Source organism: Acidovorax sp. DMC1, assembly GCF_056314325.1.
Window position 1 is genome coordinate 102,485 of sequence record NZ_JBQUYO010000010.1, and the last position, 14,428, is coordinate 116,912.

The 14,428-nt window shown below is 65.5% G+C and carries 12 protein-coding genes and 1 tRNA gene; 7 read left to right on the forward strand and 6 right to left on the reverse strand.

The window, feature by feature from the left end; genetic code table 11:
- Positions 1-4 precede the first annotated feature (4 nt).
- From ACT531_RS19075 to ACT531_RS19085, 3 genes are all read left to right on the forward strand, one after another.
- Positions 5-577, forward strand: a complete 573-nt coding sequence (locus tag ACT531_RS19075) for a cytochrome b (RefSeq protein WP_110960366.1) — start codon at positions 5-7, stop codon at positions 575-577.
- 125 nt (positions 578-702) lie between these two features.
- A complete protein-coding gene (locus tag ACT531_RS19080) occupies positions 703-1,278 on the forward strand; it encodes a YceI family protein (protein ID WP_015015333.1) in 576 nt (191 codons plus the stop codon).
- Positions 1,279-1,365: 87 nt separating this feature from the next.
- Complete coding sequence (locus tag ACT531_RS19085) at positions 1,366-1,941, forward strand: YceI family protein (RefSeq protein WP_015015334.1); 576 nt, start codon at positions 1,366-1,368, stop codon at positions 1,939-1,941.
- A 93-nt stretch (positions 1,942-2,034) separates the two neighbouring features.
- On the opposite strand, the gene ACT531_RS19090 is transcribed toward ACT531_RS19085, so the two are convergent.
- Positions 2,035-3,702, reverse strand: a complete 1,668-nt coding sequence (locus ACT531_RS19090; RefSeq protein ID WP_476018442.1) for an ABC-F family ATP-binding cassette domain-containing protein — start codon at positions 3,700-3,702, stop codon at positions 2,035-2,037.
- A 309-nt stretch (positions 3,703-4,011) separates the two neighbouring features.
- Between ACT531_RS19090 and ACT531_RS19095 the strand changes: the two genes are divergently transcribed.
- Complete coding sequence (locus ACT531_RS19095; RefSeq protein ID WP_476018443.1) at positions 4,012-4,635, forward strand: VOC family protein; 624 nt, start codon at positions 4,012-4,014, stop codon at positions 4,633-4,635.
- Positions 4,636-5,069: 434 nt separating this feature from the next.
- Here the strand turns inward: ACT531_RS19095 and ACT531_RS19100 are convergent, their stop codons facing one another.
- On the reverse strand, positions 5,070-6,929 hold the full coding sequence (locus ACT531_RS19100; protein ID WP_476018444.1) for a M48 family metallopeptidase: 1,860 nt from the start codon (positions 6,927-6,929) through the stop codon (positions 5,070-5,072).
- Between the two features lie 366 nt (positions 6,930-7,295).
- Between ACT531_RS19100 and ACT531_RS19105 the strand changes: the two genes are divergently transcribed.
- Together ACT531_RS19105 and galU are read left to right on the forward strand one after the other, a co-directional pair.
- Positions 7,296-10,193, forward strand: coding sequence for a valine--tRNA ligase (locus ACT531_RS19105; protein WP_476018445.1), 2,898 nt, complete (start codon positions 7,296-7,298; stop codon positions 10,191-10,193).
- A 133-nt stretch (positions 10,194-10,326) separates the two neighbouring features.
- Positions 10,327-11,214 carry a UTP--glucose-1-phosphate uridylyltransferase GalU gene (gene galU / locus ACT531_RS19110; RefSeq protein ID WP_476018446.1) on the forward strand — a complete coding sequence of 296 codons (888 nt, stop codon included), beginning with the start codon at positions 10,327-10,329 and terminating at the stop codon, positions 11,212-11,214.
- An 83-nt stretch (positions 11,215-11,297) separates the two neighbouring features.
- Here galU and ACT531_RS19115 read toward each other — a convergent pair whose 3' ends face one another.
- The 3 genes from ACT531_RS19115 to cysM all read right to left on the reverse strand — a co-directional run bounded on the left by ACT531_RS19115 (position 11,298) and on the right by cysM (position 13,142).
- Positions 11,298-11,525, reverse strand: a complete 228-nt coding sequence (locus ACT531_RS19115) for a sulfurtransferase TusA family protein (RefSeq protein ID WP_056067086.1) — start codon at positions 11,523-11,525, stop codon at positions 11,298-11,300.
- A 5-nt stretch (positions 11,526-11,530) separates the two neighbouring features.
- Complete coding sequence (locus ACT531_RS19120; RefSeq protein ID WP_476018447.1) at positions 11,531-12,115, reverse strand: NUDIX domain-containing protein; 585 nt, start codon at positions 12,113-12,115, stop codon at positions 11,531-11,533.
- 124 nt (positions 12,116-12,239) lie between these two features.
- Positions 12,240-13,142 (reverse strand): cysteine synthase CysM, encoded by a 903-nt coding sequence (gene cysM, locus ACT531_RS19125; protein ID WP_296336463.1) that lies wholly within the window; start codon positions 13,140-13,142, stop codon positions 12,240-12,242.
- A gap of 39 nt (positions 13,143-13,181) precedes the next feature.
- On the opposite strand from cysM, the gene ACT531_RS19130 reads away from it, so the two are divergent.
- A tRNA-Leu gene (locus tag ACT531_RS19130) sits at positions 13,182-13,266 on the forward strand.
- A 280-nt stretch (positions 13,267-13,546) separates the two neighbouring features.
- On the opposite strand, the gene ACT531_RS19135 is transcribed toward ACT531_RS19130, so the two are convergent.
- Positions 13,547-14,425 (reverse strand): DUF6279 family lipoprotein, encoded by an 879-nt coding sequence (locus ACT531_RS19135; RefSeq protein WP_476018448.1) that lies wholly within the window; start codon positions 14,423-14,425, stop codon positions 13,547-13,549.
- Positions 14,426-14,428 lie beyond the last annotated feature (3 nt).

Sequence of the window (14,428 nt, forward strand, 5' to 3'; positions counted from 1 at the left end):
GCTGATGACAGCCACTGCCACCACGACCCTCGACACCCCCCGCCGCTACACGCGCACGGCCATGCTGTTGCACTGGGTGCTGGGCCTGGCGCTGATCGCGCTGTTTGGCGTCGGCGTCTACATGGCCGACCTGCCTTTTTCGCCCCAGCGGCTCAAGCTCTACAACTGGCACAAATGGGCCGGCGTGACGATCCTGGTGCTGTCGGCGCTGCGCCTGCTGTGGCGCATCACGCACCGCCCCCCGGCGCTGCCCAAGGTGGTTGAGATGACCATGCCCGGCTGGCAGAAGCTGGCGCACCACGGCACCCACCATCTGCTGTACGTGCTGTTCTTTGCCGTGCCCCTGATTGGCTGGGCCTACAGCTCGGCAGCGGGGTTCCCCATCGTGTTCCTGGGCCTGTGGCAGCTGCCCGACTTTGTGCCGGTGAGCAAGGACCTGGCCGAGGCCATCAAGCCCTGGCACCAGTACACCGCGTTTGCACTGGCTGCACTGGCCGTGCTGCACATCGCCGCCGCGCTCAAGCACCATCTGGTAGACCGGGACGGCCTGCTGCACCGCATGCTGCCGGGGAAATAACCCGCTTCCGCCCTTCAGGCGCCGCCGCCCCGCAAGGCCGGCGCCTGGCCAGCCCAAAGGCCACGCACCCATCCGCGCCCCGGCCGCCGCTTTCACCTTTTTTGAGATTTGAACGGAGTTTCTGCATGCAACTGTCCACTACCCTGTCCCGCATCGTGATCGGCGCTGCGCTCGCCGCTGGCGCGCAGGCCGCCCTGGCCCAGCAACAACTGGTGCCCGCACAAAGCGAGGTGCAGTTCACCGCCCGCCAGATGGGTGTGCCGCTCGAAGGCCAGTTCAAGAAGTTCAGCGCACAGGTCGCGTTTGACCCCGCCAAGCTGGCCACCAGCAAGATCGCGTTCACAGTGGACACCGGCAGCGCCACGCTGGGCTCGCGCGAGACCGATGCGGAGCTGCCCAAGCCCGCTTGGTTCAACGTGCCCAAGTTCCCGCAAGCCCAGTTCGTGTCGTCCAGCATCAAGGCCTTGGGCGGCGGCAAGTTTGAAGTGGCGGGTGCGCTCACCATCAAGGGCAACAGCCAGAACGTGGTGGTGCCCGTGACGCTGACCCAGAACGGCACCACCACCACCGCCACAGGCGCGCTGCCCATCAAGCGGCTGGCCTTCAAGATCGGCGAGAACGAGTGGGCCGACACCTCCATGGTGGCCGACGACGTACAGGTCAAGTTCAAGCTCGCGCTGACCGGCATCGGCAAGCTCTGAGCGCTGCGCCCCTTTGCATTTGGCCGCCGCTGCTAGCGGCCTCCCCTTTCCCTTTGTCCTTTCCTTTTTGACCCATCAGGAGTTTCCATGCGCAAGTCCCTCTTCGCCCTGGCCGCCGCTGCCACCCTGTTCGCCGGTGCTGCCCAAGCCCAATCGGCCAACTACGCCATCGACCCGACGCACACCTTCGCCTCGTTCGAAATCAGCCACTTTGGCGCTGCCGTGAACCGTGGCCGCTTCGACAAGAAGGAAGGCACTGTCCAGTTCGACAAGGCCGGCAAGTCGGGCAAGGCAGAGATCACGTTCGACGTGACCTCGGTGAACACGGGCACCCCTGCGTTTGACAAGCACCTGCAAAGCGCCGACCTGTTCGACGCGGCCAAGCACCCCACGATGAAGTTTGTCTCTAGCAAGTTCGTCTTCAACGGTGACAAGGTCGCCAGCGTGGAAGGCCAGCTCACGCTGCTGGGCAAGACCGCCCCCCTGACCCTGAAGGCCAACCAGTTCAACTGCTACGACAGCCCCATGCTCAAGCGCGAAGTGTGCGGCGGCGACTTTGAAGCCACCATCGACCGCACCCAGTGGGGCATGAACTACGGCGTGGAATGGGGCTTCCCCAAGAACGTGCGCCTGGTGGTGCAGATCGAAGCCGTGAAGCAGTAAACAACACGCAGCAACACAGCGGCCGCCCCACGGCGGCATGGCGCTGCACAGCCGCCCCTGCCATGGCGCAGCGGGCGGCTTTTTTATGCGCGCTCAGACATCGCCGAGCGATCCGTCCAGATCCCAGCCGGTAGGACGCCAGGCCCACACCCTGTCAGGGCGCACGGCCTGCAGGAACGCCAAGTCGTGTGACACCACAATCACCGCGCCAGTAAAGGCCAACAACGCGGACTGCAACGCCTGCGTGGCCTCCACATCCAGATGGTTGGTGGGCTCGTCGAGCAGCAGCATCTGCGCGGGCTCGCCCGACCACAGCGCGCAGGCCAGCGCAGCCTTCATGCGCTCACCGCCACTGAGCGCGCAGGCGGGACGCAGCACCCGGTCGGCCCCCAGCCCCAGCTGCGCCAGATGCGTGCGCAACACGGCCTCGGGCAGCGGCGTGTGGAGCGATTGCAGGTGGTGCAGCACCCCGTGCTGCGAAGACCGCAGCGCCGCATGGTGCTGGTCGAGCCAGGCCGCACGCACGGGGCGACGAACGCGGCCAGCCGCCGGTTCATCGGGCGAAGCGATCAACCGCAGCAGGCTGCTTTTGCCGCAACCGTTGGGCCCTGTGACGGCAATGCGCAGGGGGCCGCTCCAGGTGCCGTCCAGCCGTGGCTGGCCCGGTGGCGCGTGGGGCACCTGCACGTCCTCGAACGCGAGCACCAGCTTGCCCGCTGGCACCCTGCTCTGTGGCAACACCAGCGTGGGCAAGTCCTGCGGCGGCACGCGGGCGGCCGCTTCGCGTATCGCGTCGTTTAACCGCTGGCGCTCCTGTTGCTGGCGTTCATGTTCGCGGCCCGCATGGGCTTGGGCATTGTTCTTCTTTCGGTCCAGCAGCACAGACGCCTGGTTGGCAGTGCGCCCCTCCTCGCGCCCCCGGGCCGCGCGGCGCGACTGGGCGTCGTGCTCACGCTGCAGCGACCGCAAACCCCGGCTGCGCTCGGTGCGGGCGTGCTCCAGTGCAGCGCGGGCCGCTGCGGCTTCGGCCGCGCGCTGGTCCTGGTACAGGGCCCAGTTTCCGCCGTAGCGATGCAGCCCCGCGGGTGACAGCGCCAGGATGCTGCCCACGCCGGCCAGCAGTTCCCGGTCGTGGCTGGCCACCAATGCGCCGCCGCCCCACTGAGCAAGGGCGTCCAGGAGCCATCGCCGGGCCGGGCGATCGAGATGGTTGGTGGGCTCGTCCAGCAGCAGCAAGTCGGCGCCGGACAAAAAGGCCCCGGCCAGCGCCACGCGCATGCGCTCGCCGCCACTGAGCTGGTGCGCCGCATGCCCTGGCGACAAGCCCGCCAGGCCCAGGGCCGACAACGCCCGCGCCCAGCGCACCGGCAAGTCCCAACGGCCTTCGGCAAGCACCAGGTCGTCCGCAGTGCCTTGCCCCGTATCCAGCCGCGCCATTGCCTGCAACACCGGTCCCAGGCCTGCGAGATCGGCCACGGTCGAGCCGGGGTCTGCCGGGACATCCTGCGCCACGGCAAAGATTGCGTCGCAACGCCAAACGCTCCCGCCATGGGGTTGGCAGAGCCCCATCGCCAACCGCAGAAAAACACTTTTGCCGCTGCCATTGGCGCCCACCACACCGGTCAGGCCAGGGCCCACGGCCACGTTCAGCGGGCGGTCCCACAGCGCCTGCCCATCTGGCAGATGCCAGCGGACATCCTGAAACCTCAGATGCAGCGGTCCCGTGGGGGAGCCTGCCGCATCGGTATGCGCAGGTGCCACGGACGAAGAAGAAATCGATGGAGAAGTAAAAGAATTGGCAACACGGCGGATGCCAGGGGCTCCAGCCCCTCGCTTGGATGTCGGCATAGCCTGCGCTCCGTACAAGACACACAACCCCCGGCCCGGTGCGGGCGATCAGGGGGAACTGCTTGGAAGGGGCTTACAGGCGCATGGGAGTCGGGCCTCCGCGACGGCGGAAATAACCAAAGGGACGCGCAGTGTAATCCACCGGCGGACAGACGAAAATTAACTTAACGTAAATCAATTACGAATAGTAGAATTACGTTCACCGATTTGAGGAGACTCTGCATGAACGCCGTTCTGAACCCGACCGACCTGGCCAGCCTGCCGGCACCCGCCCCTATCCAGCAGTTGCACCACTACGCCTACAAGGCCCGCGACGCCGAGGAAACGCGCCAGTTCTATGAAGACATCCTGGGCTTGCCGCTGTACCACATCATCCAGAGCGACTATGTGCCCAGCACCGGCGAGTACTGCCCCTACACCCACTTCTTCTTCCGCCTGCGGGACGGCTCGTTCATCGCCTTTTTCGACCTGGGCGACGACGTGAAGGCCGAGCCCTCGCCCAACACGCCCCTGTGGGTCAACCACATTGCGTTCCGCGTGAACACCGTGCAGGAGCTGGAAAACACCAAGCAGCGCCTGGAGGCGCATGGTGTGGAAGTGTTGGGCGTGACGGACCACCACATCTTCAAGAGCATCTATTTCTTCGACCCCAACGGCATCCGCCTGGAGCTGTCGGCCCAGCTGGCCAACGACGAGCAAATGGAAAAAGACAGCACTGTGGCCCACGCCCGCCTGCGCGAGTGGACGGCGCGCAAGGAGCAATGGCGCAAGGAACGCGCCGAAGGCAAGGTGGATGCGCCGCTCAAGCCCCAGCAGAACGACCGGCCGGAGTTTGTGCGCAAGTAAGCCAACCTGCCCCCAGACCTCCACGGTCCACGGGGCTGGCTGCGCTGGAGGGGGTGCGCAGCCCCGTCAAACGGCCCTCCCACCGCTTTGCGATGGAATTTTGGGCCTTAGAACCTTTTCAAGATCTTTTCGGGGTCGCACAAGTACCTTGCCGGGATGGGATGCAAGGCGCGGGGCGCAGTGGATAGCCCGGCTATCCGCGAGCGCCGCAACGCCGCAGACCGCCCGGCAAGGCACTTGCCCGAAGGGTTGGAGTGAAATCGGGCGATTGGACGCCCCGGCTGCTCGCATGGGCACGAGCCCATGCGGCGCATCCGAAGCATCCACTCATCCCGATTGCACTCCGATGCGATTCCCTAAAAGATCTTGAACAGGTTCTTATAGCGCTGAAGCGCTACATCCCATTGCCCGAGCAGCTATACAAAAGATAGCAACTATCCCGCTGCCTGTTGCTGCGCCCGCATGATCTGGTGGCGCTGCCAGTAGTGGCTGACCACGGCGTTGAACTGGTCCTTGTCCTTCTTGAGGCCGGGCAGCTTGATCTTGCTGGTCTTGGCGCCCAGGCCCAGGGCGTTCTTCTCGGGGTGGGTCACGATCAGCGCGTTGCCAAAGCTGCTTTCCTTGAATTCCAGCCCCTTGATGGCGTCCCAGAACACTGTGGTCTCATCGGCCGAGGTGCGGATGCCGTCGATGCTCACCTCCACCGTCGCGTCGCCCTTGAGGGCAAACACCACGGGCGGAAAGTACTGCAACACCAGGGCCCGCTCCTGCTCGTTGGCGGGCTCGTAGCGGTAGGCCAGGCTGCGCTCGTGGTCTTGCGCAAACTGCTGCTCGTAAGCGCTCCACAGCCGCTGCTCAATCGCGTCGGCGGTCAATATCTCCTGCACCCAGGTGGTGGCGGGCGCACGCACGGCAATCGCGCCGTAGTCGCGCTCTTTCAGGGCCATGCCCACGTTGCGCAGGCGCTCGGGCATTGCGGGGTGCGAGTCGAAGGGGTGCGGCACATTGGCCGTCTTCATCGCATCCACAAAGTCGGGCGATGCTGCGTACGGCGCCAGGCCCTGGGCCACAAAACTGGCAATGCCCAGCGTGCTGTTGTCGTGCCGCTCGTTGCGGCCGAACAGTTCGTCCTCGATGCGGTAGCGGTACTGGGCGTAGGCGGCAATCTTGACCAGCGACTGTGCAATCGCCGCCGGGCTCACCAGCTTGGCTGCCAGGCGATCGGCCTTGAACTCACGCTCGCGGCTGTCGCTGGCCAGGGCGATTTCGAAAATGGTGCGGTACAGGTCCAGCAGCGGCGACGCCATGGCCGACAGCCCGCCCGTGCGGATGGCGTGGCGGTAGTGGTCAAACTGCACCAGCTTGGGCCCCAGCTGTGCGCTGCGCCGCGTGTCGCCCCCGCGCAGGTGGGCCAGTTCATGGCCCAGCACGGCGTCGGCCTCGGTCTGGTCCAGGATGCGCAGCAGCGGCAGGCTCACAAACAGCGTGCGGCCCGTGAGGGTCTGTTGGCCCACGGTGATCGGGGCCTCGGTGACAAAGAAGTTGGCATCAATGCCAGCCACGATGTGCCGGGGCGGCTCTGTCTTCAGGCGCTGCGCCAGGTGGCGGATGCGCTGCCACAGCAGCGGCGCATCGGCCTCGGCCACCAGCTCGCCCACCACCTGGTTGCTGGACTGCACCCGCTTGAAGATGCCCGCCACTGCCACCAGCACACCCGCCGCCACGGCAAACCCCACAAACAGCACCAGCTTGGGCGAGTACTTGTGGAAGAAAAACGCCGTGACCCAGAACGACAGCCACACTGCCATCGCCCCTTGCACCACCAGCGCCGTGGCGCTGGCCCAGGAGGTCAGGCGCCAGCCCGCCACAAAGCTCGCGTACTGCAGCGTGCGGTCAGCAAACGCCAGCGCCCCCAGCCCCAGCACCGCCAGCAGCAGCGCCGCGCTGGCCACCAGCGTCCACAGCGACAGCTTGCGCGCCATGTGGAACTGCCAGACATCGGCGAAGGTGTCGCACAGCGCCTCGCGGTATTCGCGGGCCTCGGGGTCTGCATTGCTGCAGATGGTGGACGGCGGGTTGCTGCGGTAATAGTCCTTGCGCGCCTGCTTCTCGTCGGCGGGCAGGCCCTTTTCGGCATCGATGCGCTGGCTGATGCCGGCCACAAAACGGGTGTCCTGGTCGGTCTGGACATGGCGGGTGAACACGTAGGTCACCGCGGGCACCAGAAACAGCGCCAGCAGCGCATAGGCAAAGACCTTGACCAGGCCCAGGCGCCAGGCAGATTGAAACGTCATAGGTTCGGATGATTGTGACGGCCTGGCTCCGTGGCACCGGAAGGCTGAACGCCCCGCAAGCCACTGCACCAGACCTTGTTGTAGATCGTGATCCGTAAGCGGAGCCTGGTTCACGTTGCCGCGCCCTTCCCACTCCGCCGGGCGGGATTATCAGGACGCATTCACCCGCACACCCAGGCACAAGGTAACCATTGGAAAGAATCGGCCGACAGACGGTGCGCCGCCCCCGAACGGGCGAAGGCCCTGCGGGGCCAGCGCCGGGGTGGCGGTCCCTTAAAATGTGCGGTTCACCCTCTTGTTCGTCGGAGCGCTCCCTGCGGCTGCTCCGCCCCACGGCCCCCACTGCCACACCCCACTGCCAGACCCATGAGCACGCCCCAACCACAACCCGGCCTCGAAAGCCTGTCCAAGTCGTTTGAACCCGCTGCACTGGAAGCCCACTGGGGCCCCGAATGGGAAAAGCGCGGGTATGGCACCGCAGGCCACCGTGGCACGGGCCAGCCCCAGGCGGGCGAGCCCGCTTTCTCCATCCAGCTGCCCCCGCCCAACGTGACGGGCACGCTGCATATGGGCCATGCGTTCAACCAGACGATCATGGACAGCCTCACGCGCTACCACCGCATGAAGGGCTTCAATACCGTCTGGGTGCCCGGCACCGACCACGCAGGCATCGCCACGCAGATCGTGGTGGAGCGCCAGCTGCAAGAGCAAGGCATCAGCCGCTACGACATGGGCCCGACCCCGCCCGAGGCGCGCAAGAACTTTGTGAGCAAGGTGTGGGAGTGGAAGGAAAAGTCCGGCAACACCATCACCACGCAGATGCGCCGCATGGGCGACAGCGTGGACTGGAGCCGCGAGTACTTCACCATGGACGACAAGCTCAGTGCCGTTGTGACCGACACCTTCGTGAAGCTGTACGAACAAGGCCTGATCTACCGCGGTAAGCGCCTGGTGAACTGGGACCCAAAGCTGCAGTCCGCCGTGTCCGACCTGGAAGTCGAGAGCGAAGAAAAAGACGGCTCGCTGTGGCACATCGCCTACCCGCTGGCCGATGGATCGGGCAGCCTGACGGTGGCCACCACCCGCCCCGAGACCATGCTGGGTGACGTGGCGCTGATGGTGCACCCGGAGGACGCGCGCTACACGCACCTCATCGGCAAGATGGTCAACCTGCCGCTGTGCGACCGTCAGATCCCGGTGATCGCCGACGAGTACGTGGACAAGGAATTCGGCACGGGCGTGGTCAAGGTCACCCCCGCGCACGACCAGAACGACTACGCCGTGGGCCAGCGCCACAAGCTGCCCATGATCGTGGTGCTGACGCTGCAGGCCACCATCAACGAGAACGCGCCCGCCAAGTACCAGGGCATGGACCGTTTCGTGGCCCGCAAGGCCGTGGTGGCGGACCTCGAAGCCATCGGCGCGCTGGTGGAGGTGAAGAAGCACAAGCTCATGGTGCCCATCTGCACCCGCACCGGCCAGGTGATCGAGCCCATGCTGACAGACCAGTGGTTTGTCGCCATGAGCAAGGTCAGCGACCAGGACCCCACCGGCAAGAGCATTGCGCAAAAGGCCATCGACGCCGTGGCCAGCGGTGATGTGAAGTTCGTGCCCGAGAACTGGGTGAACACCTACAACCAGTGGATGAACAACATCCAGGACTGGTGCATCAGCCGCCAGCTGTGGTGGGGCCACCAGATCCCGGCCTGGTACGACGAAGACGGCAACGTGATCGTCGCCCGCACCGAAGCCGAGGCGCAGTCCAAGGCCCCAGGTAAAAAGCTGCGCCGTGACGAGGACGTGCTGGACACCTGGTACTCGTCCGCCCTCGTGCCCTTCAGCACCATGGGCTGGCCGAACCAAGGCACCACCGAAACCGACGACTTCAACCTGTACCTGCCCAGCACCGTGCTGGTCACGGGCTACGACATCATCTTCTTCTGGGTCGCCCGGATGATCATGATGACCACGCACTTCACGGGCCGCGTGCCGTTCAAGCACGTGTACATCCACGGTCTGGTGCGCGACGCGCAGGGCAAGAAGATGTCCAAGTCCGAAGGCAACGTGCTCGACCCGGTGGACCTGATCGACGGCATTGCGCTGGAGCCCCTGCTGGACAAGCGCACCACCGGCCTGCGCAAACCCGAGACCGCGCCCACTGTGCGCAAGAACACGCAAAAGGAATTCCCCGAGGGCATTCCGGCCTATGGTGCCGATGCCCTGCGCTTCACCTTTGCGGCGCTCGCGTCGCTGGGACGCAGCATCAACTTCGACAGCAAGCGCTGCGAGGGCTACCGCAACTTCTGCAACAAGCTCTGGAACGCCAGCCGCTTCGTGCTGATGAACTGCGAGGGCCAGGACTGCGGCCTGAAAGAGCACACCAAGGAAGAATGCCAGCCCGGCGGCAGCGCCCACGGGTACATGCAGTTCAGCCAGGCCGACCGCTGGATCACCTCGCTGCTGCAAAAGACCGAGGCCGAGGTGGCCAAGGGCTTCGAGGAATACCGCCTGGACAACGTGGCCAACACGATCTACGACTTTGTCTGGAACGAGTACTGCGACTGGTACCTGGAGATCGCCAAGGTGCAGATCCAGAACGGCACCGAAGCGCAGCAACGCGCCACGCGCCGCACGCTGATCCGCACGCTGGAAGCCATCCTGCGCCTGGCCCACCCCATCATCCCGTTCATCACTGAAGCCCTGTGGCAGGTGGTGGCGCCCGTGGCGGGCATCCCGGGCGAATCGGTCAGCATCGCGCGCTATCCCGAAGCCCAACCGGCCAAGATCGACGAAGCTGCTATCGCCCACATGGGCCGCGTGAAGGGCCTGGTGGACGCATGCCGCGCGCTGCGCGGCGAGATGAACGTGTCTCCCTCCACCCGCCTGCCCCTGTACGTGGTGGGCGACGCCGAGTTCATGCGTGGCGTGGGCCCGGTGCTGCAGGCCCTGGCCAAGCTCAGCGAGGTCAAGGTGTTTGACGACGAGGCCGCTTGGGCCGCCGCCGCCCAGGCTGCACCCGTGGCCGTGGTGGGCGACGCCCGCATGTGCCTGTACATGGAGATCGACGTGGCGGCCGAGAAGGCCCGCCTGTCCAAGGAAATCGCCCGCATCGACGGTGAGATCACCAAGGCGAACAACAAGCTGTCCAACGAAGCCTTTGTGGCCAAGGCCCCTGCGGCGGTGATCGAGCAGGAGAAAAAGCGCATTGCCGACTTCGGCGCCACGCTGGGCAGATTGCGCGATCAGCTGACACGGCTGGGCTAAAACCCGGGCCATACTGCGCCATGGCAGCCCGCCCCGTCGGGGCTGCCCGCCTCGTTTTCATGTTTTGCCGGTGTGGGTTGCGGGCTGCAGCGCAGCCCGGGCACACCGCCACCCATCCGTCCAGAGGAGCCCCATGACTGTTGCCACGACCGTTCGCAAAGCCGTTTTCCCCGTTGCCGGACTGGGCACGCGTTTTCTGCCCGCCACCAAGGCCAGCCCCAAGGAGATGCTGCCCGTGGTGGACAAGCCGCTGATCCAGTACGCAGTGGAAGAGGCCTACGCCGCCGGCATCCGCCACATGATTTTTGTGACAGGCCGCAGCAAGCGCGCCATTGAAGACCACTTCGACACCGCCTACGAACTGGAGGCCGAGCTGGAAGCGGCCGGCAAGAAGGAATTGCTGGAGCTGGTGCGCTCCATCCAGCCCAGCGACATGGACTGCGCCTTTGTACGCCAACCCCGCTCGCTGGGCCTGGGCCACGCCGTGCTGTGCGCCGAGCCGCTGGTGGGCAAGGAGCCGTTTGCCGTGCTGCTGGCTGACGATTTGATGGTCGGCCCCCAGGGCGGTCAGCCGGTACTGGCGCAGATGGCAACCGCCTTCCGCCAGCAAGGCCGCTCGGTGATCGCCGTGCAAGAGGTGCCTGAGGACCAGGTGCACAAGTACGGCATCGTGGCGGGCGAGCCCGCCGGTGGCCCGCTGATCCGCATCCAGCGCATTGTCGAAAAGCCCAAGGCCGCCGAGGCCCCCTCGCGCATGGGCGTGGCGGGCCGCTACATCCTCACGCCCGGCGTATTTGACGAGATCCGCAACCAGCCACGGGGCGTGGGCGGCGAGATCCAGCTCACCGACGGCATTGCGCGCCTGATGAACAATGAAGCCGTCTACGCCTTCCAGTACGAAGGCAAACGCTACGACTGCGGCAGCAAGGAAGGGTTTCTGGAAGCGACGGTGGAACTGGCCCTGCAACACCCGCAGGTGGGGGCGCACTTCCGGGAGTACCTGAAGAACCTGGCGCTGTAAACGCAGCCGGCCAAGCCCTCTAAAACTTCAAAATCGATAGCTGCCAGTGCTTATTGGATAAGCGCTGGCAGCTATTTTTACGCTCAACGGCGGCGCAGGATGTGGATGAACTCCTCGCCCACGGTCTGCTGCTCCACCAGCTCGTTGCCGGTCTGCTTGGCAAACGCCTGAAAGTCGCGCAGCGATCCGTTGTCGGTGGCCACCACCTTCAGTAGCTGGCCGCTCGCCATGTCCGACAGCGCCTTCTTGGCCTTGAGGATGGGCAGGGGGCAGTTCAGGCCCCGCGTGTCGATTTCTTTGTGAATGTCCATGGTCATCAATCCTTAGGCGGCGTCGCGGCCGGGGCTTGTTCGTCCAGCCCCCGGCGGCGCTCTGCATTTTCTTCAGCCGTGAAAAACACGGGCTCATGGCCGCGCGTGCGCAGCCAGTCGGCCAGCGCGTAGCCCGTGCCCGCAGGCCAGCATTTGAGATCTGGCAGATCGTACAGCCGGTAGTCCACCAGCTCGGGCGACAGTTGCACCTGCCCGGTGGCCACCACGTGGTAGGCAATGATGACCTGGTTCATGCGCAAGAACTCGTAGGCACCCACCAAGGTGGTGGACTGCACATCGAGGTTGGTCTCTTCCTTGACCTCGCGTGCAATGCCTTCCTGGGGCGACTCGCCTGCCTCCATGAAGCCGGTGATCAGCGCAAACATCTTGCCCGGCCACGCCGCGTTACGCGCCAGCAGCACCTTGCCGTCGATCTCCACAATGGCGGCCAGCACGGGCGTGGGGTTGTTCCAGTGCGTCCAGCCGCAGGCGGGGCAGCGCAGCCGCTCCTTGTCGCCGCCATCTTCGGCCAGCGTGATGGGCTGCAGCTCGGTCGCGCAGTGGGGGCAAAAACGGACTTCGTAGTGCATATGCTATCTTTTATGTAGCTACTGAGGCATATTCAAATAGCGCTAGCAGCCATTTTGACTAAAAACCCTGCGCAGAGGCGTCGGGCGGTGGCCATGGAGCCCATCCTGCACCCCGCACCACCGGTCATGCAGGAAACACCCCGGTCGACAAATACCGGTCGCCCCGGTCGCACACGATGAAGACGATGGTGGCATTGCTGTCGCGGGCGGCGATCTGCTGCGCCACCCAGCACGCGCCGGCGGCAGAGATGCCCGCAAAGATGCCCTCTTCGCGCGCCAGGCGGCGGCACATGTCTTCGGCGTTGTCCTGGCTCACGTACACCAGCTCGTCCACGGTGCTGGCGTCGTAGATCTTGGGCAGGTACTCCTGCGGCCACTTGCGGATGCCCGGGATGCGAGAGCCCTCTTCAGGCTGTGCGCCGATGATCTGGATGGACGGGTTCTTCTCCTTGAGGAACCGCGACACGCCCGTGATGGTGCCCGTGGTGCCCATGGCGCTCACAAAGTGGGTGATGCGCCCGCCCGTCTGCTCCCAGATCTCGGGGCCCGTGGTTTCGTAGTGAATGCGCGGGTTGTCGGGGTTGCCAAACTGGTCCAGCACCTTGCCTTCGCCCCGTTTTTGCATGGCCTCGGCCAGGTCGCGGGCGTGCTCCATGCCGCCGCTCTTGGGGGTCAGCACCAGCTCGGCGCCAAAGGCCTTCATGGTCTGCGCACGTTCGATGGACAAGTCCTCCGGCATCACCAGCACCATGCGGTAGCCCTTGATGGCTGCGGCCATCGCCAGCGCGATGCCGGTATTGCCCGACGTGGCCTCGATCAGCGTGTCGCCGGGGCGGATGTCGCCCCGCTCCTCGGCGCGGCGGATCATCGACAGTGCAGGCCGGTCCTTGACGGACCCTGCGGGGTTGTTGCCTTCGAGCTTGCCCAGCACCACATTGCCACGCGCCGCGTTGTCCTGGGCCCCAATGCGCTGCAGCGCCACCAGCGGCGTGTTGCCTACCGCGTCTTCAATCGTCGGATATTTCATACGCCCTACTGTGCCATAATTCAGGGCTTCACATATTCCGCCCGGGTGGTGAAATTGGTAGACGCAGGGGACTCAAAATCCCCCGCCGCAAGGCGTGCCGGTTCGATTCCGGCCCCGGGCACCACAGTCAACAAGGCCGGTAGCTTCCACGAGCTATCGGCCTTTTTGCTGGGCCAGCCGCTGTGGCGGCGGCATGTGATTTCCGCCCACACCCAGCCCCGTACACCCAGCCACCGCCATGACCGCCCAGGATCTGATCGCGCACGCCACCGTGCTGGCCTACCGGCTGGCGGGTTATGCCCTGCAGAACATGGCCGAGGATGCGGCCCTGCTGGCGATGATGTTCTGCTGACCTTCACGCCCCTGCGGCAGCAACGCTTGCGCACTACCGATGGCATGGCACCTCAGCGCGCAGCCAGCAACAGGAAGTCCTGCTCATAGCCTTTGAGGGATTGCGCCGCGCGCAGCCGGTGGGCTGGCGTCATGGCGTTGTGCAGGCGCGCAAACCCCTCACAGCCCTCGGCCACCAGCGCTTGCGCGTAGCGCTGGTAGGCGCCATCCGGCGACGTCACCACGCGGTCCAGAAAACCCAGCATCAGCGTGCGGGCCTGGGCGGTGTTGCTGCGGTCGGCCTGGATGCTGCGCAGCACCTGCACCAGGTCCTTTTGCCGGCGCACACGCTCGGCATAGGTGCGCTGCGGGTCGAACGCCGACTGGGCGACGAAGGCGCGCAGCACGGCCTTCTGCGGCTCGTCCAGCGGGCCATAAAAGGTTTCGAGCCGCGATGAGAAGTCCTTGAAGCGGCGCTCGCGCAGTTTGTCCGGTTGCAGGTCCAGCCACTCGGATTTCCAGTCTGCATTGCTGTCGGCCTGCTTGCGCTCCAGGTTGCGGATCTGTGCCTCGGTCAACTGAGAGGCCAGCCACACCACCTTGGGCTCGGCCTGGGCCAGTACCTTGTCCAGCTGGGCGCGGGCTTCTTCGTAGATGCGGCAGGCCTGCTCGGCGGTGATGGTGGCGGGCAACTGCTGCTGCACCCTTTGCAGCAGCTCGGCATGCTGGGGCAGCATGGTGTCGCGGTGCCAGCGGTGCAGCTCGCCCAGGTCGCCCCGCACGCGCTCTGTCTGCGCGTCCGACAGGTCAAGGTAACGGTTGAGCTGCCAGTACGCCAGGTGGGGTACCTGGTTGTAGGCCAGCCGCACCGTGCTGCAGCCCGCAAGCAACGCACCGGCCAGGGCCAGGGCGGCAATGCACAGGGTGGTGCGCAGGCGGGACACAGCAGGCACGGC